This is a genomic window from Nocardioides sp. HB32, from assembly GCF_054058995.1.
The window spans coordinates 2,710,128-2,728,277 of sequence record NZ_JBSSBS010000001.1; the positions used below are offsets into that span (position 1 = coordinate 2,710,128).

Sequence of the window (18,150 nt, forward strand, 5' to 3'; positions counted from 1 at the left end):
GAGGGGCGGCTGGTCAGGAATGCCAACACATCATGCTGCGCGTGCGTCCGAGGTCCACGTGGCGTCGGGCCACGAGGAACGTCTGGGTCGCAGCGGAGATCATGTCAAGGAGTCTCAGGGGCCGGACGCGTCCACCACAAGACGAAATCCCATGGGGTGAGACGGACGTCCGTCATGTGAGACCACCGCATCCGTCGGCCCGCCGCCGACCGGGCGGAGTGCGGTCCACGTCACACTCGCGGGCCCACTACTCTTCGTGGCATGACCGACGAGCGCATCGACTCCCTCACCAGCAGCGCGTACCGCCAGGCCCTCGAGGTGATCGCCTCGGTCGAGCCGCGGATCGCGGACGCCACCCGCCAGGAGCTGGTCGACCAGCGCGGCTCGCTCAAGCTGATCGCGAGCGAGAACTACGCCTCGCCTGCCGTGCTGCTCACGATGGGCACCTGGTTCAGCGACAAGTACGCCGAGGGCACGGTCGGGCACCGCTTCTACGCCGGCTGCCAGAACGTCGACACCGTCGAGTCGGTCGCCGCGGAGCACGCCCGCGAGCTGTTCGGCGCGCCGTACGCCTATGCGCAGCCGCACTCGGGCATCGACGCGAACCTCGTGGCGTTCTGGTCGATCCTCGCGCACCGGGTCGAGACGCCCGCCCTCGAGCGGCTGGGCGCGAAGAACGTCAACGAGCTCACCGAGGAGGACTGGGAGTCGCTGCGCCACGAGCTCGGCAACCAGCGGCTGCTGGGCATGTCGCTCGACGCGGGCGGCCACCTGACCCACGGGTTCCGCCCGAACATCTCCGGGAAGATGTTCCACCAGCAGCAGTACGGCACGGACCCGCAGACGGGGCTGCTCGACTACGACGCCGTGGCCGCGAAGGCCCGCGAGTTCAAGCCGCTGGTGCTCGTGGCCGGCTACTCGGCGTACCCGCGTCGAGTGAACTTCGCGAAGATGCGCGAGATCGCCGACGAGGTGGGCGCGACCCTGATGGTCGACATGGCGCACTTCGCCGGGCTGGTCGCCGGCAAGGTGTTCACCGGCGACGAGGACCCGGTGCCGTTCGCCCACGTGACGACGACGACCACGCACAAGTCGCTGCGCGGCCCCCGCGGCGGCCTGGTGCTCGCCCAGGAGGAGTACGCCGCCGACGTGGACCGGGGCTGCCCGATGGTGCTCGGCGGCCCGCTGTCGCACGTGATGGCCGCCAAGGCCGTCGCGCTCGCCGAGGCGCGCCGCCCGGAGTTCCAGACCTACGCCCAGCGGATCGCCGACAACGCCAAGTCGCTCGCCGACGGCTTCCTGTCCCGCGGCGCCAACCTCGTCACCGGCGGCACCGACAACCACCTCGTCCTGCTCGACGTGTCCTCGTTCGGCCTCACCGGCCGGCAGGCGGAGTCGGCGCTGCTGGACGCCGGGGTCGTGACGAACCGCAACTCCGTCCCACGGGACCCGAACGGCGCCTGGTACACGTCCGGCGTCCGGCTCGGCACCCCCGCGCTGACGACCCGCGGCTTCGGCCACGACGAGTTCGACCGGGTCGCGGAGCTGATCGTGCACGTCCTGCAGAACACCCAGCCCGGCACGACGAAGGACGGCAAGCCGTCCAAGGCGTCGTACTCCGTGGGCGACGGCGTGGCCGACAAGGTCCGCGACGCGTCGGCCGAGATGCTCGACAAGCACCCGCTCTACCCCGGGATCGACCTGTCCTGACCCCCACTCGCGCGTGGATCACCACATTCGGTCATGCGCCCGCCACCGGCCGACGGCTAGCTTGTCGTGGAGTCGGATCTTCAGCAACGTCACCAAGCGCCCCCGGTGATCGGGTAGCCGTGCGGAGCCGGCGTGTCGGTCCCGGAGGGACACATGACGAAGCGCGAACACGGACTCATCGGCCTCGTTGCCGCACTGCTGCTCGCCAGCTGCGCACTGGTGACGGCGACGAGCAGCACGGCCGGCGCCGCAGCGGTGGACACCAGGCCGAACGTGTTGAACATCGTGCTCGACGACATGCGCGACCAGTCGCCGGCCCAGATCGCGGCGTACATGCCGAAGACCGTCCAGTGGTTGTCGAGCGGGAAGTTCTACTCCAACGCCGACGTCTCGACGCCCTCGTGCTGCCCGGCGCGCGCCGCCGGCATGACCGGTCAGTACGACCACAACAACCTGATGATGCACCAGCACGACGTCGCCAACTTCAGGCCGGCGGACGCGGTGCAGCACTTCCTGCGCCAGTCCGGGTACCAGACCGCCCTGGTCGGGAAGTACCTGCACGAGTGGCCGCTCACCACGGCACCGCCTGACTTCGACCGCTACGCGATGTGGCAGTCCTCCGCCTACAACGACCCTCGCATCAACGTCCAGGGGAAGGTCGCGAAGGTCGTCGGCTACGCCACGACGCTCGCCGGGAACTACGCCCTCGACTACCTCAAGACGATGGCGGCCGACCCCCAGGGGCGCCCCTGGTACGAGTACGTCGCGATCCACGCCCCCCACCCGGAGGGTTCCGGTGCTCTGGCGACCTACGGGGCCGAGCCCAAGTACGCATCCGCGGCTGTGCCCGCCTGCGGGCTCAAGCAGCCCGGGGAGTCGGACCTCTCGGACAAGCCGCCCTACGCGAAGTGGGTCAAGGTCACCGACGCGACCGTGCAGACGACCTGCCAGGGGCAGATGCGCGTGCTGATGAGCGTCGACGACCAGATCGACCGCCTGCTGAGCTACCTGCAGTCCAGCGGTCAGCTCGCCAACACGATGGTCGTGTTCTGGAGCGACAACGGCACGCTGTGGGGTGAGCACAACCGGGTCTCGAAGTTCCTGCCCTACTCACCGGCGATCAACGTCCCGATGTGGGTGCGATGGGACGGGCACGTCACCGCCGGAACCAGCCCCGAGCTGGTGTCCAACGTCGACATCGCGCCGACGATCTACCAGGCGACGGGCGTCTCCCCGGGCGCAGGTGTGGTCCTCGACGGTCGCTCGCTCCTCCCAGGCGTCACCCGCTCGGTCGAGTTCAACGAGTACTGGCTCGACACGGCGAACGGCAATGTCCCGACGTGGGCACAGGTGCACGACGCGCACTTCGCCTACATCGAGACCTACAGCGACACCGGGGCTCTCGCGTTCCAGGAGTACTACAACCTCGACACCGACCCGGGGCAGCTCACCAACCTGCTCAAGGACGCCGTCACGAGCAACGACCCCCCGTCCTCTCTCATCACGAGCCTCCACAACCAGGTGACGGCGTACCGCACGTGCGCGGGTGCCACCTGTCCGTGATGCGCGTGGTGAGCCCCGGGGTCAGCCCGACGGCGCGACCCGCCTGTGCAGCCACTCCGCCTCGTCGGGCGGGAGGAACCCGGCCTCGAGCACCCGGCGTACGGCGGCGGGGTCGCCCATGAAGGCCCGGAAGGTCTCGGGCAGCCCGACGTCATGGCTCGCCTCGGCCACGACCCGGATCGCGTCGGCGGGACGGACCGTGCCGCCGGCCACCACGGCGAGGTAGGCGCCGGTGCGGCCGACCTCCGAGAACGTCCGCATCCAGCCGCGTACGCCCATCCGGTGGGAGAACGTCCGGCACGGGATGCGCGGCCCGGTCACCTCGAGCACCACCTGGTCGCCCACGGCCCACTGGTCGCCCGGCCGTGCGGCATCGACGTCCAGGCCCTCGGTCGTGAGGTTCTCGGCGAACGCGCCGTCGGGCAGGGCCCGGTCCAGCCGGCGCTCCCAGGCGTCGAGCTCCTCCCGGGCGAACGCGTAGACCGCCTGTCGGTCGCCGCCGTGGTGCCCCGTGTTCCCGATGAAGTCGCCGACCAGGCCGCTGCCGAGGCCGCCGCGCTTCGGTCCGGGCGGGCGGAGCTCGGCGTGGTCCAAGGGGCGCTTGCCGAACCCGGTGACCCGCACCCGGTTGGCCCGGTTCGGCTCCGGGTCACCGGCGTTGACCGACCTGATCCGGGCGCTCACCCGACGACGGGCGTCGCGCGCGCCACGATCGCGCGCAGGTCCCCGCCCTCGAGCGCGCCGAACGTGCCGTCGTACGCCGAGCCCAGCCGGCTGGCGCAGAACACGTCGGCGACCTCCGGCGGCGCGAACCGCACCAGCAGGGAGCCCTGCAGCACCGCGGCCATCCGGCCCGCCAGCCGGCGGGCGTTCAGCTCGAGCCGGTCCGGCTCACCCATCAGCGAGCCGAGCAGCGCCAGGGTGTCCTCGATCGCCCGGTCCAGCCGCGGGTCCCCGCCGCGCGCGCGGCCGACCTCGGTGATCCAGGCGTCGAGCACCTCCGGCTCGCGTCCCAGCGCGCGGAGCACGTCGAGCGCATTCACGTTGCCCGAGCCCTCCCACACCGAGTTCAGCGGTGCCTCGCGGTAGAGCAGCGGCATCCCGGACTCCTCGACGTAACCGTTCCCACCGAGGCACTCCAGCGCCTCGGCCACGAGGTACGGCGTCCGCTTGCACACCCAGAACTTCGCCAGCGGGAGCGCGATCCGGCGCAGCGCGGCCTCGTGCGGGTCGTCCACGGCGTCCACCGCGGCCGCGAGCCGCATCGCCAGCGCGGTCGCCGCCTCCGTCTCGACCGCGAGGTCGGCGAGCACGTTCTGCATCAGCGGCTTCTCCGCGAGCAGCGAGCCGAACGCCGACCGGTGCGCGGCGTGCCAGGACGCCTCGTTGACCGCCCGCCGCATCAGCGAGGTCGAGCCCAGCACGCAGTCGAGCCGGGTCGCGGCGACCATCTCGATGATCGTGCGCACGCCGCGTCCTTCATCGCCCAGCCGCTGGGCGACGGTCCCGTCGAACTCCAGCTCCGAGGAGGCGTTCGAGCGGTTGCCGAGCTTGTCCTTGAGGCGCACGACGTCGAGCTGGTTGCGGGAGCCGTCCGGCAGCACCCGCGGCACCAGGAAGCAGCTGACGCCACCCTCGGCCTGCGCCAGGACCAGGAACACGTCGTTCATCGGCGCCGACGTGAACCACTTGTGCCCGTGCAGGGTGTACGCGCCGTCCACCGAGGTCGGCCGCGCCACGGTGACGTTGGCGCGGACGTCGGAGCCGCCCTGCTTCTCGGTCATGCCCATGCCGGCCAGCGCGCCCCGCTTCGCCGATGCCAGCCGTACGCCGGGGTCGTACGCCGTGGAGGCCAGCAGCGGCGTCCACTCCTTCGCGATCGCCTCGTCGGCGCGCAGCGCCGGGACGGCGGCGTACGTCATCGAGACCGGGCAGCCGTGGCCGGGCTCGGTGTGCGACCAGGCCATGAAGCCCGCGGCCCGCCGTACGTGCGCGTACGGCGATCCGGCCTCCTGCTGCTCCCAGGCCGTCGCCGCCAGACCGTGGCCGATCGCCCGCTGCATCAGCCAGTGCCAGGACGGGTGGAACGCCACCTCGTCGATCCGGTGCCCGTACCGGTCGTAGGGGACCAGCTCCGGGTGGTGCTCGTTGGCGAGCATCCCGTGCTCCCGCGCCTCGGGCGTGCCGGCCTCCGCACCCACCACGGCGAGGTCGTCGACCAGGTCGGCCGACGCGTGCCGCGTGATCGCCTCGACGAGCGAGGCGTCGCCCGTGATGATGTTGTGACCGACCAGGGGCGGTGCCTGGTTCGTGGCTACCCGGATCTCCGAACGCATGTGACTACGTTAGTTCCATGTCCGGGGCCGGGAGCGTGGAGCGTGCCGTCGCGGCGCGCTTCGTGCAGGTCCGGGAAGTGGTCTGGCGCCTGGTCGTGACCACGTTCGGCTCCTGCATGAAGTACCGCGTCACCGGGCTGGCCGCCGAGGCGGCGTTCTTCGCGGTCCTCTCGGTGCCGCCGTTGATCTTCGCGCTCGCGGGCGCGATCGGCTTCGTGTCCGACCAGTTCAGCGCCGCGCAGGTCGCCGACGTGCGCGACGCCGTGGTCCAGCTGTCCGAGCGGGCCCTGACCGAGAACGCCGTGAACCGGATCATCACGCCGACCATCGACGACGTGCTGCAGGGCGGCCGGCTCGACGTGATCTCCCTCGGCTTCGTGCTCGCCCTCTGGTCGGGCTCCCGGGCGCTGCACGTGTTCGTCGACACCATCACGATCATGCACGGGCTGGGCGGGCACCGCGGGATCGTCAAGACCCGCGCGCTGTCCTTCGCGCTGTACCTGCTCGCGATCGTCACCGGCGTCGTCTCGATCCCGCTGGTCGTCGCCGGGCCGAGCCTGGTGGAGGACTGGCTCCCCGAGAGCGGGGACTTCCTGGTCGCCTTCTACTGGCCGGTCGTCATCCTGGTCTGCATCTGCTTCCTCGCCACCCTGTACCACGTGTCCGTCCCGGTGCGGACCAACTGGAGCTTCAACCTCCCGGGCGCGACGTTCGCGCTGTTCTGCTGGATCGTCGGGTCGTACCTGCTGCGCTGGTTCCTCACCGCCACCGCTGCCGACTCGAAGTCGATCTACGGCCCGCTCGCCGCGCCCATCGCCGTCCTCCTGTGGCTCTATCTGGTCTCGATCGCGGTGCTGATCGGCGCAGCGGTGAACGCGGCGTTCGACGAGGTGTTCCCGCAGAAGGCGACCACCCGGGCGCGACTCGAGCTCGTGCAGCGGCTGCGCCGCCTCGGCTCCCGCGACGAGACCGGATAGATTGCGGCCGTGCCGGACGACTCCAGCGACATCACGCAGGGCCGCGCCCGCGGGAAGCTCTCCCTTCCCGACCGCGGCCGGTCGCCGTGGTGGGAGCTCAGCCGCCGGCTGCTGCTGGCGGTGGTCATCCTGGTCGGCACCGTCCTGCTCGTCTACCTCGACCGGGACGCCTACCACGACGCCAACGACCCGACGGGCCACGTGGACCTGGTCGACTCCATCTACTACTCGACCGTCACGCTGAGCACGACCGGGTACGGCGACATCGCGCCGGTCGCGCCGCACGCCCGGATGATCAACGCGTTCGTCGTCACCCCGCTCCGCATCGCCTTCCTGGTGCTGCTGATCGGGACCACCCTCGAGGTGCTCGCCTCGCAGGGTCGCGAGATGTTCCGAGTCGCCCGCTGGAGGAAGCACATGGCTGCCCACGTCGTCGTGATCGGTTACGGCACCAAGGGACGGGCCGCGGTCGACACCCTCGTCAACAACGGCATCGACCGCGAGTCGATCGTGGTCGTCGACCCCGGCGCCGCCGCGCTCCAGGAGGCCCACGCTGACGGCCTCGCCGTCGTGACCGGCGACGCCACCCGTCAGGACGTGCTCCGCCGCGCCGGCGTCAAGGACGCCAACCAGGTGATCATCACGACCAACCGCGACGACTCCAACGTGCTGGCCACGCTCACCGTCCGCCAGCTCAACCCGGACGTCTGGATCGTCGCGGCGGTCCGGGAGCAGGAGAACGTCGCCCTGATGCGCCAGTCCGGTGCCAACTCCGTGATCACCTCCTCCGACGCGGTCGGCCGACTGCTGGGCCTGTCCTCGCTGTCGCCCACGCTCGGCTCGGTGATGGAGGACCTCCTCACGTACGGCGAGGGCCTCGAGGTCGCCGAGCGCGACCTGCTCGTCTCCGAGGTCGGCCGGCAGCCCCAGTCGCTGCCCGACCAGGTGATCGCCGTCGTGCGCGACGAGAAGGTGTACCGCTACTTCGACCCGGTGGTCACCCTGCTGGCCCGGGGCGACCGGCTGATCGTCGTACGCCCGGCGAAGGAGCTGCCGTGGGCGCCCCGCCCGGGCACCCACGACGAGGACCTCGCCGTCGACGACGCGTAGTCGCCGTTCCGGCCCGGTTCCCCACGCGGGGCCGCCCGGAGGGCTAGCCTGCTGGGCACGGGTGGGGGCCTGAGGTGGGAGTGGGGAATGCCGGGCGACCGGAAGATGGCGCGCGCGATCATCGGTCCCGGTGGAGGGTTTGTCTTCGCCGGGTGCCTGATGGTGCTCGCGCTCGGCACCAGGGCGAGCGACTACGAGGCGCCGGGGTTCGCGACCGGGCTGCCGGTCGGCGGCATCGCCATGCTCTGGCTGCTGCTGCGCGGCGCCCGGGTGCTCAGCTGGGACGGCGCGCTGCTGCTGGTGGTCGGGGTGGGTGCGAACCTGGTGCTCGGCTCGAAGCCCGAGCTCGCGGTCGCCCTCGCCGGTGCCGTCCTCGTGCAGACCGTCCTCGGGGTCCTGCTGCTGCGCCTCTGGTGCCCGGACCTCTGGGGCTGCGGCGGCCAGCGCCCGCTCGACCGGCCCCGGGTGCTCGCTCGGTTCGGTGCCGCGATGGTGGTCGGCACCGCGGCCGGTGCGGCCCTGGCCACGGCCTCGTGGACCCTGCTCGGCGACGGGGACCTCGACCTCGGTGGCGTGCTGTGGTTCGGCCGGAACGCCTGCAGCGCCTTCATCGTGGTGACGTTCGGACTGCTGCTCGGGCAGCGGATCACGTCCCGCCGCCCGCGGCCGCGGCTGCTCAGCGAGGCGACCTGGGCCGAGCTGGCCGCGGCCGTGCTGTTCACCGTGGGCATGTACGGCCTGGCCTTCTCCTTCGAGACGCTGCCGCTGGCGTTCCCGCTGCTGGCCGCGACCGTGTGGATCGGGCTCCGCTTCTCGACGTTGCTCAGTGCCACGCACTCCTTCCTCGCGGGAGTCGCGACGATCTTCCTGACGATGACGGGCATCGGGCCGTTCGCGGCGGTGGACCGGGTCGAGATCGGCTACCTGCTGGCGGAGTTCTACATCGCGACCCTCGTCGTCACGGGCCTGGGCCTCTCGACCGGCCGCGACGAGCGCGAGGCGCTCGCGGCCGAGCTGCGGCGTACCAAGGAGGAGGCCGACTACCAGGGGAGTGTGCGCCAGGCCGTGATCGGGTCGATGAACGAGGGCCTGTTCGTCCTGGACGCCGCCGGCGCCCTGCTGCTGCACAACGCCGCGGCCGCCGAGATCTTCGGGCTCGCCGAGCAGGAGCTGACCTGCGAGCTGCTGGCCGCGCGCTCCGACCGGTGGGCCGACGGGACGCCGATGGTCGACGGCGACCGGCCCTCCAGCCGGGCGCTCCTGGGGGAGACCGTGCGCGACGCCGAGATCCTGGTGCGCAACGGCGACCAGCCGGACCGCGTGGTCGCGGTCTCCGCCATGCCGCTGCCCCGCGACGAGCTGCGCGCCCGGGCCCGGGCGCTGGTGCTGTTCCGGGACACCACGATCGAGCACGCCCGGCGCGAGGAGCTCGCCGCGTTCGCCGGCGTCGTCGCCCACGACCTCCGCAACCCGCTCGCGGCGATCGACGGGTGGACCGAGATGATCGCGGACGAGCTGGACACCGGCGGCCTGGACGCCGAGCTGGCCCGGGAGTTCGTCTCGCGGGTGCGGTCGTCGTCACGCCGGATGCGCGAGCTGATCCGCGACCTGTTGACGCACGCGACCAGCAGTGCCCGCGACCTCGAGGTGAGCTGCGTCGACGTCGGCTCGCTCGTCGCCGAGGTCGCCTCCGGACGGCACGCGGAGAAGAACGTGACCTGCGGCCCGGTCCCACCGGTGCTGGCCGATCGGGTCCTGGTCCGCCAGGTGCTGGACAACCTGATCGGGAACGCCCTGAAGTACGTCGCCCCGGGCGTCGAGCCACGGATCGCCGTGCACGGGTGCAGCGGGAAGCTGGGCTTCGTGACGATCCGGGTCATCGACAACGGCATCGGCATCCCGGAAGGGGAGCGCGAGCAGATCTTCGACGAGTTCCACCGGGCGCACTACCGCGACTACGAGGGCAGCGGGCTCGGCCTCTCGATCGTCCGGCGGATCATCAACCGGCACGACGGCACCATCACCGCCCTCGCGAACCCGGACGGGCCGGGCTCGGTCTTCGAGCTCACGCTGCCGGCGTACGACGGGTAGCTCCACCCCCAGGGGTGAACCGCCGCGCACGCCGCTCGCCGATCCTTGCAAGCCAGTGGGCCGCCCGCTCACACCCCTCCACGGGGGATCGGGGTGTGCGGGCGGACCGCTGCCTCCCCGGGCGAGCCGGCCGGATTCAGTTGAGCGCGAACTCCCGGTCCAGGCCGGTCATCGCGCAGAGGCGGCGGAACGGCGGACTGGTCGCCACGAACCCGAAGTCACCCTGCCGGACCACGAGGTTGTGCCGGGCCCACGCGAGCACGCCGAGGGCCGAGGCGTCGACGAACGTCACGCCACCCACGTCGACGAGCACCCGGCGGCAGCCGGACCCGACGGCCTCCGAGAGCTGGCGGGCGACCTCGTGGGCGGTGAAGATGTCGAGCTCGCCGTGGGCGGTGAGCGTGGCGGTCGGCGGATCGATCGTGATGGCGATCGAGAAGTCCATGGTCGTCTCCGGTCGAATGTGTGCAACCGGGAATGGAACGCCCTTGCTGGCGAGTCACAGAGACTCTCGGCTGCTTCGACCCTAGGCGAATCCGCGAGACCCGCCCACACCCTTCCGGGCGCATCCCTGCAGGTGAGAACTTCCTCCAGATTCCCTCAACACGGCCCGCGCCCGACGCGGTTCTGCCTACTCTCTTCCCTACGGCCCGCGCCGGTGACCCGAGACGTCGGCGCGGTCCGCCGCCCGGGGTCGGATCCCCGGGACGCATCGTCGACAGGGAGGTGGCCCGAGGTCGTCGCTGCCCTCGGGCCCTCCCTGTCCTCGGCCGGCTCCCGGCCGCTGCCCGGGGAGTCGGTCAGAACTCGAACACCAGGCGCGCCGGCGCGCGGCCGGCGAGCACCTCGTCGATCGCCGCGTTCACGTCGTCGAGCTTGCGGCTCTCCGCGATCACGCGGGTCCGGCCCATTGCGTGCAGCGCGAAGACCTCCGCGAGGTCCTGACGGGTGCCGACGATCGAGCCGATCACCGAGACGCCCTTGAGGACGGTCGGGAAGATCGGCAGGCTCATCGGCCCGTCGCTCTCGGGCGGCAGCCCGACACAGATCAGCCGCCCGCCGCGGCGCAGGCTCGCGAACGCCTGCTCGAACACCGACGGGATGACCGCCAGCACGACCGCGACGTCCGCCCCGCCGAGGGCCTCGATGGCCGCGACCGGGTCGGTCCTGCTCGCGTTGACGACGTGGTCGGCGCCGAGCTCGGTGGCGAGCTCCAGCTTCTCCTCCTCGACGTCCACGGCGATCACGGTGCCGCCGACCAGGCGGGCGTACTGCACCGCCAGGTGGCCGAGGCCGCCGACGCCGAACACCGCGACCCGTTCGGACGGCCGGACGCCGGCGACCTTGATCGCCTTGTACGTGGTCACGCCCGCGCAGGTCAGCGGCGCGGCGTCGTACGACGACACCCCGTCGGGGACCGGGACGACGTACGTCGCGTCGGCCACGAGGTACTCGGCGAAGCCGCCGTCGATCGAGTAGCCGGTGTTCTGCTGCTCCTCGCACAGCGTCTCCCAGCCGGCGACGCAGTGGTCGCAGTGACCGCACGCGTGGCCGAGCCACGGCACCGCGACGCGGTCACCGATCGCACGGTGGGTGACGCCGGGTCCGACCGCCTCGATCACGCCGACCCCTTCGTGACCCGGCACGAACGGCGGGGTCGGCTTGATCGGCCAGTCGCCGTGCGCGGCGTGGATGTCGGTGTGGCACAGGCCGCTGGCCTCCACGTGGACCAGGACCTGGCCGGGTCCGGGCTCGGGGACGGGGAGCTCCTGGATCTCCAGGGGCTCGGTGAAGCTGGTGACGACTGCTGCCTTCATGGCTGTTCCTCGGTAGGGGGTGCGAGGACGGCGACCAGGTCGCGGCGGGTCAGGATGCCGACGACCACACCGTCTTCGACGACGGGCAGGCTGGTGAGGTGGCCGCTGACCAGGAGGTCGGCGGCCACGGGGAGCTCCACGTCCGGCAGCAGGGCCACCGGGTGGAAGCTCATGACATCGCGGACGCTCGCGGGGTGCGGGCCGCTCGCGGACGGGTGGAGGTCGCGGGCCCACGGGTCGCGGGGGACCGCGTCCCTGACCACGTCGGTCTCGGTCACCATGCCCAGCACGTGACCGTCACCGTCGACGACCGGGAGTGCCCGGACGCCGTGCTCGCGCAGCAGCCGCGCTGCGAGGTCCAGCCCGTCGTCGACGTGCACGGTCACGACCGGCGAGGTCATCACGTCCCGGACCAGCATCGGCGTACCTCCTTCGGCTCAGCTCCAGCCTCGTGGGGCCGAGCGGCCGCCGGCAGAGTCGAAGGTCAGCCCCCGACGGGCCTTTCAGCCGAGCGCGGCACGCGCCGCCTCCCAGCGGGCGACCGGCACCCGGTACGGAGAGCAGGACACGTAGTCGAGCCCCACCTCGTCGAAGAAGTGGATGGACGCGGGGTCGCCGCCGTGCTCGCCGCACACGCCCAGGTGCAGGTCGGGTCGGGTCTGCCGGCCGAGCCGGACCGCCGTCCGCACCAGCTCGCCGACGCCTTCGACGTCCAAGGTCTCGAACGGCGAGACCGGGAACACCCCGTGGTCGCGGTACGCCGGGAAGAACGCCGCCTCGACGTCGTCGCGGGAGAAGCCCCACGTCGTCTGGGTCAGGTCGTTGGTGCCGAACGAGAAGAAGTCGGCCACGGTGGCGATCCGGTCGGCGGTCACCGCGGCGCGCGGCAGCTCGATCATGGTGCCGATCGGGATGTCCAGGGTGATGCCACGCTCCTCGGCGACCGCGGCCACGACCTCCTCGAGCTGGGCGCGGACCATCGCCAGCTCCCGCTCGCTGGCGACCAGCGGCACCATGATCTCCGGACGCGGGTCGCCGCCCGCGGCGATCCGGTCCGCGGCCGCCTCGGCGATCGCCCGGGCCTGCATGTCGAACAGGCCGGGGATCACGATGCCGAGCCGGACACCCCGCAGCCCGAGCATCGGGTTCTGCTCGTGCAGCCGCCGGACCGCGGCCAGCATCCGGTGGTCGTGCTCGTCCTCGACGTGCCGCTCGTCCTCGAGCGCGACCCGCACCGAGAGGTCGGTCAGGTCGGGCAGGAACTCGTGCAGGGGCGGGTCGATCAGCCGCACCGTCACGGGCAGCCCGTCCATCGCGGCCAGGATCTCGGTGAAGTCCTGGCGCTGCAGCGGTCCCAGTCCGGTCAGCGCCGACTTCTGGCCGGCGGCGTCCTCCGCCACGATCAGGTCCTCCACCAGGGCGCGACGCTCACCGAGGAACATGTGCTCGGTCCGGCAGAGGCCGATGCCGCAGGCCCCGAACCGGCGCGCCCGGGCCGCATCCTCGGGCGTGTCGGCGTTCGCCCGGACGGCCAGCCGGCGTACGGCGTCGGCCCGGCCGAGCAGCCGCACGACCGCGTCCGCGACCGGGTCGTCGACGTCCTGGCCCTCGAGCCGCCGGACGACCGCGGGGTCGCTCACCGCCACCTCGCCCAGGAAGACCTCGCCGGTGCTGCCGTCGATCGAGATCACGTCCCCCTCGGCCACCGTCGGCCCGCCGCGCACCGTGAGCCGCCGGTTCGGCAGGTCGATCACGATCGACTCGGCGCCACAGACACAGGTGCGGCCCATCCCGCGGGCCACGACGGCGGCGTGCGACGTCTTGCCGCCGCGGCTGGTGAGGATGCCGTTCGCCGCGACCATCCCGGGCAGGTCCTCGGGGCTGGTCTCCTTGCGGACCAGGATCACGTGCTCGCCGCGGGCGGCCCACTCGACCGCGGTCGCCGAGTCGAGCACCACCCTCCCGACGGCCGCGCCGGGGGAGGCGCTCATCCCGGTCGCCACCGGCTGCCGCCCCGGGTCGGGAGCGAACCGTGGGAACAGGAGCGCCCCGACCTGCTCGCCGGTGACCCGGCGCAGGGCCTCGTCCTCGTCGATCAGCCCCTCGTCGACCATGTCGACCGCGATCCGCACCGCGGCCTCCGCCGTACGCTTCCCGACGCGGGTCTGGAGCATCCACAGGCGACCGTCCTCGATGGTGAACTCGAGGTCGCACATGTCCCGGTAGTGCTTCTCCAGGACCTCCATGATCCGCAGCAGCTCGTCGTACGACGTGCGGTCCAGCTCGGCCAGGTCCGCGATCGAGACCGTGTTCCGGACGCCGGACACCACGTCCTCTCCCTGGGCGTCGCTCAGGTAGTCGCCGTACACGCCCTGGTCACCGGTGGCCGGGTCCCGGGTGAACGCCACACCTGAGCCGGAGGAACCGCCGCGGTTGCCGAACACCATCGCCTGCACGTTGACCGCCGTGCCGAGGTCGTCCGGGATCTGCTCCTGCCGGCGGTAGAGCGCCGCGCGGGGCGTGTTCCACGAGGCGAAGACCGCGCGGATCGCGAGCCGCAGCTGCTCGCGCGGGTCCTGCGCGAAGTCGCGACCGGTGTGCTGGCGGACCACCGCCTTGAAGTCCTCGACGACCGCGCGGAGCTGCTCGGCGTCGAGCAGGTCGCCGGCGTCCATCCGGTCGGAGAACGCCGCACCGTCGATGCCGAGCACCGTCGTGCCGAACATCTGCAGCAGCCGCCGGTAGGAGTCCGCCGCGAACCGCTCGTCGCCGCTCTGCTGCGCCAACCCCACGACCGACTCGTCGTTGAGGCCGACGTCGAGGACGGTCTCCATCATCCCGGGCATCGAGAACTTCGCGCCCGACCGCACGGACACCAGCAGCGGGTCGTGCGGGTCACCGAGCCGCCGGCCCATCCGCTCCTCGAGGGCGCGCAGGTGCTCGTCGACCTCGGCTTCCAGGACGTCGGGCTCGGCACCCTCGGCGAGGTAGGCGCGGCAGGCCTCGGTCGAGATCGTGAAGCCGGGCGGCACCGGCAGCCCGAGGTTGGTCATCTCGGCCAGCCCGGCGCCCTTGCCCCCGAGGAGGTCCTTCTGGTCCTTGTTGCCCTGCGCGAAGTCGTAGACGTACCTGCTCATGGTCAGAGCCTGCACCCGCGCCGCCGGGAGTGCGAGGCCGCCCGGCCCCCGGATCCGGGCCGATGGTCCCTGTCCCGGCCGGTGGTCCGGGAGGGAGGTTGGAGCCATGCAGACGGCAGCGCGGGTCGTTGTCGCGGTCGGCAGGTACGGCTCGAGCGCGGCTCTCGACCACGCCGTCGCTGAGGCGGGACGGCGCCGGGCCGAGCTGTCGATGGTGCAGGCCCGCGACGTCCGCACGATGTCGGAGGCGGCCGGTGCAGCGGACCTCGTCGTGGCCGGACGCTTCCCCGAGCTCGCCGCGCACCTCGGGGCCCCCCTCGTCTGCGTGCCCGACGACTGGCGGCCCCGGCTCGGCCCGCGCACGGTCGTCGCCGGGATCGGCGACCCGGCGGCCTGCCCCGAGCTGCTCGCCGTCGCCGCCGCGACCGCCCGGCTGTGGCACGCGCGCCTCGTGGTCGTCACGACCCACCGCCGGCACTTCGTCGACGCGCTCGTCGAGGCGTCGCGGCACGCCGATCTCGTGGTGCTCGGCCGGCACGCCCGGGTGGGGCCGGTGGCCCGGGGAGTGGCCCGGGGTGCCGCCTGCCCGGTCCTGCTGACCGCGTCGCGCGAGCAACCCCTCGCCGTGCCCGTGGCTTCGGGGTTGTCGACCATCGCGTGACGCGGCGGTGCAGGATGGCACCGTGCTGGTGCTGGACGGCGGGCTCTCCACCGCGCTCGAGGAGCAGGGCGCGGACCTGTCCGGTGCCCTCTGGACCGCGCGCCTGCTCGCGGAGGAGCCGGAGCGGATCGCCGCCGCCCACCGGGCGTACTACCGGGCCGGCGCGCAGGTCGCGACGACCGCGAGCTACCAGGCCAGCATCGAGGGCTTCGCCGCCGCCGGGTACGACGACGCCGCGCGGCTCGTCACCCGCAGCGTGACGATCGCCCGGGAGGTCCGCGACTCGATGGACGCGCCCGGCCTCCTCGTCGCGGCGTCGGTCGGCCCGTACGGCGCGTTCCTCGCCGACGGCTCGGAGTACCGGGGCCGGTACGGCGTCCCGGTCTCGCGGCTCCGCGACTTCCATGGGCCGCGCCTGGAGCTGCTGGCCGCCGCGGGTCCCGACCTGCTCGCGGTCGAGACCGTGCCCGACGCCGACGAGGCGGTCGTGCTGGCGGAGCTGCTCGACGACCTCGGCGTACCCGCCTGGTTCAGCTACTCGGTCCGGGACGGGACGACCTGCGCCGGTCAGCCGCTGCCCGATGCGTACGCCGTGCTGGCCGACCGGCCGTGGCTGCGCGCCGCCGGTGTGAACTGCTCCGACCAGGCCGACGTCCTCGTAGCCGTGCGGGCCGCGGTCGCAGCCACCCGAGCGCCGGCCGTCGCGTACCCGAACCGGGGCGGAACCTGGGACGCGGCCACCCGGCGCTGGGTGTACGGCGAGCCGGTCGACCTCGGCCTCCTGCCGCTGTGGCGCGAGGCCGGCGTGGAGTACGTCGGCGGGTGCTGCGGCACCGGGCCGGCCGACATCGCAGCGCTGGCCGCCTCAGTCGACGTGGACCTCGACGACGCCGGGGACCGTCCGGGCGACGACGACGGCGAGTGACCGCTCCGGAGACCCGGAGGGCCCGCCGACGGTGACGACGCCGTCCTCGACCTCGACCAGCCAGTCGGTGTGCCCGAGGGAGCCGAGCAGGTCGTCGATGTCGGCCGCGATGACGTCGTCGGAGCGGGCGAGCGCCTGGACCACGTCGCTGCGGCTGAGGATGCCGACCAGCCGGCCGCCGTCGTCGAGCACCGGCACGCTCTTCGCGGAGAGTGCGGTCATCAGCTCGACGGCGCTCGCGACGTCGTCGTCGATCCGCACCGATGCCGCCGAGCGGGTGCACACCTCTCCCACGGTCCCCGGCGGGTACAACGGCTCGACGACCACCGGGCGCTCCTGCGCGCGCGGGTCGCGCGGCACGACCTCCCGGATCAGGTCGGCCTCGCTCACGATGCCGCACAGCCGTCCCCGGTCGTCGACGACGGGCATCGAGGTGATGCCGAGGTCGGCGAGCCTGGTCAGCGCCTGCTTGATGCCCGTCTCCGCGGTGGCGGTGACGGGATCAGGGGTCATCAGGTCCCGGACGAGCATGGCGGTCTCCTTCGGTCAGGCACCCGCACCGGACTGGCGGTGCCTCTCGGTGCTCCTGGCCCCAGCGTGGTCCCGCTTGCGTGTGCCGGGACAGATCGGTCCGTCCCGGCGGCCAGTGACCAAGGTCCCGGACGGCGCAGGCGGGCGGCCCTGACGGTGCCGGGTCCCTCGGTCGAGCATGGAGGTGAGCGAAGGAGGCCGCCATGACCATCCGATCCACCCCGTCGAACGTCGTCGTCATCGCCCGCCGGACCCGCGGCGTACCGGCCGCGACCCATCTGGGCGGCACCGCCCGCGCCGTGCTGCGCTCCGCGCACGGCCCGGTCCGCATCGTCGCGCCGGCCCCGAGGGGATGAGCACGATGACCGTCCTGAGTCGGGAGGAGTGCTGGGCGCTCCTCGCGCAGGAGCGGGTCGGCCGGCTGGCGTACCGGCTGGTCGACGAGGTGCACGTCGTCCCCGTGAACTACGCAGTGCGTGACGAGAGCCTGCTGGTCGCGACCGGCGAGGGCAACAAGCTGCTCGCGGCCGAGCTGCAGGCCGAGGCGGCCCTGGAGATCGACGACCTGACGGGGGAGGAGGCCTGGTCGGTGCTCGCCCGCGGCCGGCTGGAGCACCTTCCCGAGGACGCCACCGACGAGCTCGACGACGTCGTCGCATCCTCCTGGCTGCGCACCCTCAAGTACGACGTGGTCCGGCTGGTCCCGACCGTGGTCAGCGGCCGCCGCCTCGCGCTCCGACGCCCGTGACCACCGGCCGGACCTGTCCGGCCGGCAACCAGCCCTGGTGCGCCTCGACCTCGTGGTGACCGCCGCCGGAGGCCCAGACGACCCACGCCAGCCACTGGGCGCCGCCGACCGCGGGCAGGCCCCACCAGAACAGCAACAGGCCGGGGTGCACGTCGAGGGAGTCCGGGCCCAGGCGGACCATCACGTGCCGCGGCGCTCGTGGCGCCGGGGGAGGGCCGGAGTCGGAGAGGTGCTCGGACCGGGTCCAGCCCTCACGGACCCGCAGCGTGCCGCTCGGCCGCTCCACGGCCGCGGTGACGACCCAGGCCTCCGTGCGGGCACCGACCTCACGCGGTGTCAGGAGGAGTCCGGGCCGCGCCCACCGAGGGTCGCCGGTGACGTTCACCCACACGTGTCCCGGCGTCCCCGGTGTCCTCCTCACCCGCTCAGGTTAGAACACCTGTTCGAATGATGCGGAGTCGGCGGAGCGCCGCGCGAACACCAAGAGGTACGACGCCGGGTGCCTGGCTCACCGGACCAGACCACGGCGCGCCGTCCTTGATCG

17 protein-coding genes are annotated in these 18,150 nt (G+C 72.5%); 9 read left to right on the forward strand and 8 right to left on the reverse strand.

Annotated elements, in window-relative coordinates:
- The first annotated feature begins 261 nt into the window (after positions 1-261).
- Together ACVW2K_RS13635 and ACVW2K_RS13640 are read left to right on the forward strand one after the other, a co-directional pair.
- On the forward strand, positions 262-1,710 hold the full coding sequence (locus ACVW2K_RS13635) for a glycine hydroxymethyltransferase (RefSeq protein ID WP_028636812.1): 1,449 nt from the start codon (positions 262-264) through the stop codon (positions 1,708-1,710).
- Positions 1,711-1,863: 153 nt separating this feature from the next.
- On the forward strand, positions 1,864-3,273 hold the full coding sequence (locus ACVW2K_RS13640) for a sulfatase-like hydrolase/transferase (protein ID WP_028636811.1): 1,410 nt from the start codon (positions 1,864-1,866) through the stop codon (positions 3,271-3,273).
- A gap of 21 nt (positions 3,274-3,294) precedes the next feature.
- Here the strand turns inward: ACVW2K_RS13640 and ACVW2K_RS13645 are convergent, their stop codons facing one another.
- Together ACVW2K_RS13645 and ACVW2K_RS13650 are read right to left on the reverse strand one after the other, a co-directional pair.
- Positions 3,295-3,957, reverse strand: a complete 663-nt coding sequence (locus ACVW2K_RS13645) for an MOSC domain-containing protein (protein ID WP_457202861.1) — start codon at positions 3,955-3,957, stop codon at positions 3,295-3,297.
- Positions 3,954-5,609, reverse strand: coding sequence for an acyl-CoA dehydrogenase family protein (locus ACVW2K_RS13650; protein WP_457202862.1), 1,656 nt, complete (start codon positions 5,607-5,609; stop codon positions 3,954-3,956). Before ACVW2K_RS13650 ends, ACVW2K_RS13645 begins: the two co-directional genes overlap by 4 nt.
- A gap of 17 nt (positions 5,610-5,626) precedes the next feature.
- On the opposite strand from ACVW2K_RS13650, the gene ACVW2K_RS13655 reads away from it, so the two are divergent.
- The 3 genes from ACVW2K_RS13655 to ACVW2K_RS13665 all read left to right on the forward strand — a co-directional run bounded on the left by ACVW2K_RS13655 (position 5,627) and on the right by ACVW2K_RS13665 (position 9,787).
- Complete coding sequence (locus ACVW2K_RS13655; protein ID WP_036569791.1) at positions 5,627-6,586, forward strand: YihY/virulence factor BrkB family protein; 960 nt, start codon at positions 5,627-5,629, stop codon at positions 6,584-6,586.
- Positions 6,587-6,595: 9 nt separating this feature from the next.
- Complete coding sequence (locus ACVW2K_RS13660) at positions 6,596-7,696, forward strand: potassium channel family protein (protein WP_457202863.1); 1,101 nt, start codon at positions 6,596-6,598, stop codon at positions 7,694-7,696.
- 87 nt (positions 7,697-7,783) lie between these two features.
- Positions 7,784-9,787: an ATP-binding protein gene (locus ACVW2K_RS13665; RefSeq protein WP_457202864.1), complete on the forward strand. Its 2,004-nt coding sequence runs from the start codon at positions 7,784-7,786 to the stop codon at positions 9,785-9,787.
- Positions 9,788-9,923: 136 nt separating this feature from the next.
- On the opposite strand, the gene ACVW2K_RS13670 is transcribed toward ACVW2K_RS13665, so the two are convergent.
- The 4 genes from ACVW2K_RS13670 to ppdK all read right to left on the reverse strand — a co-directional run bounded on the left by ACVW2K_RS13670 (position 9,924) and on the right by ppdK (position 14,741).
- On the reverse strand, positions 9,924-10,232 hold the full coding sequence (locus tag ACVW2K_RS13670) for an STAS domain-containing protein (protein WP_457202865.1): 309 nt from the start codon (positions 10,230-10,232) through the stop codon (positions 9,924-9,926).
- Between the two features lie 355 nt (positions 10,233-10,587).
- On the reverse strand, positions 10,588-11,604 hold the full coding sequence (gene adhP, locus ACVW2K_RS13675) for an alcohol dehydrogenase AdhP (protein ID WP_457202866.1): 1,017 nt from the start codon (positions 11,602-11,604) through the stop codon (positions 10,588-10,590).
- Positions 11,601-12,023: a CBS domain-containing protein gene (locus tag ACVW2K_RS13680; protein WP_051548941.1), complete on the reverse strand. Its 423-nt coding sequence runs from the start codon at positions 12,021-12,023 to the stop codon at positions 11,601-11,603. Before ACVW2K_RS13680 ends, adhP begins: the two co-directional genes overlap by 4 nt.
- 84 nt (positions 12,024-12,107) lie before the next feature.
- Positions 12,108-14,741, reverse strand: a complete 2,634-nt coding sequence (gene ppdK / locus ACVW2K_RS13685; protein ID WP_457202867.1) for a pyruvate, phosphate dikinase — start codon at positions 14,739-14,741, stop codon at positions 12,108-12,110.
- A gap of 106 nt (positions 14,742-14,847) precedes the next feature.
- Here ppdK and ACVW2K_RS13690 point away from each other — a divergent pair, with 106 nt between their 5' ends.
- Complete coding sequence (locus ACVW2K_RS13690; RefSeq protein WP_457202868.1) at positions 14,848-15,402, forward strand: hypothetical protein; 555 nt, start codon at positions 14,848-14,850, stop codon at positions 15,400-15,402.
- A gap of 22 nt (positions 15,403-15,424) precedes the next feature.
- On the forward strand, positions 15,425-16,327 hold the full coding sequence (gene mmuM / locus ACVW2K_RS13695; protein WP_028636803.1) for a homocysteine S-methyltransferase: 903 nt from the start codon (positions 15,425-15,427) through the stop codon (positions 16,325-16,327).
- Here the strand turns inward: mmuM and ACVW2K_RS13700 are convergent.
- The gene (locus tag ACVW2K_RS13700) at positions 16,268-16,858 is read right to left on the reverse strand and encodes a CBS domain-containing protein (protein WP_457202869.1); all 591 of its coding nucleotides are present in this window, start codon (positions 16,856-16,858) and stop codon (positions 16,268-16,270) included. The two genes, mmuM and ACVW2K_RS13700, sit on opposite strands and share 60 nt — an antisense overlap.
- A 203-nt stretch (positions 16,859-17,061) precedes the next feature.
- On the opposite strand from ACVW2K_RS13700, the gene ACVW2K_RS13705 reads away from it, so the two are divergent.
- Positions 17,062-17,214 carry a hypothetical protein gene (locus ACVW2K_RS13705; protein WP_457202870.1) on the forward strand — a complete coding sequence of 51 codons (153 nt, stop codon included), beginning with the start codon at positions 17,062-17,064 and terminating at the stop codon, positions 17,212-17,214.
- A gap of 5 nt (positions 17,215-17,219) precedes the next feature.
- Positions 17,220-17,606: a pyridoxamine 5'-phosphate oxidase family protein gene (locus ACVW2K_RS13710; protein WP_197025264.1), complete on the forward strand. Its 387-nt coding sequence runs from the start codon at positions 17,220-17,222 to the stop codon at positions 17,604-17,606.
- Here ACVW2K_RS13710 and ACVW2K_RS13715 read toward each other — a convergent pair.
- Positions 17,572-18,027, reverse strand: a complete 456-nt coding sequence (locus tag ACVW2K_RS13715; RefSeq protein WP_457202871.1) for a hypothetical protein — start codon at positions 18,025-18,027, stop codon at positions 17,572-17,574. The genes ACVW2K_RS13710 and ACVW2K_RS13715 overlap by 35 nt on opposite strands.
- Positions 18,028-18,150 lie beyond the last annotated feature (123 nt).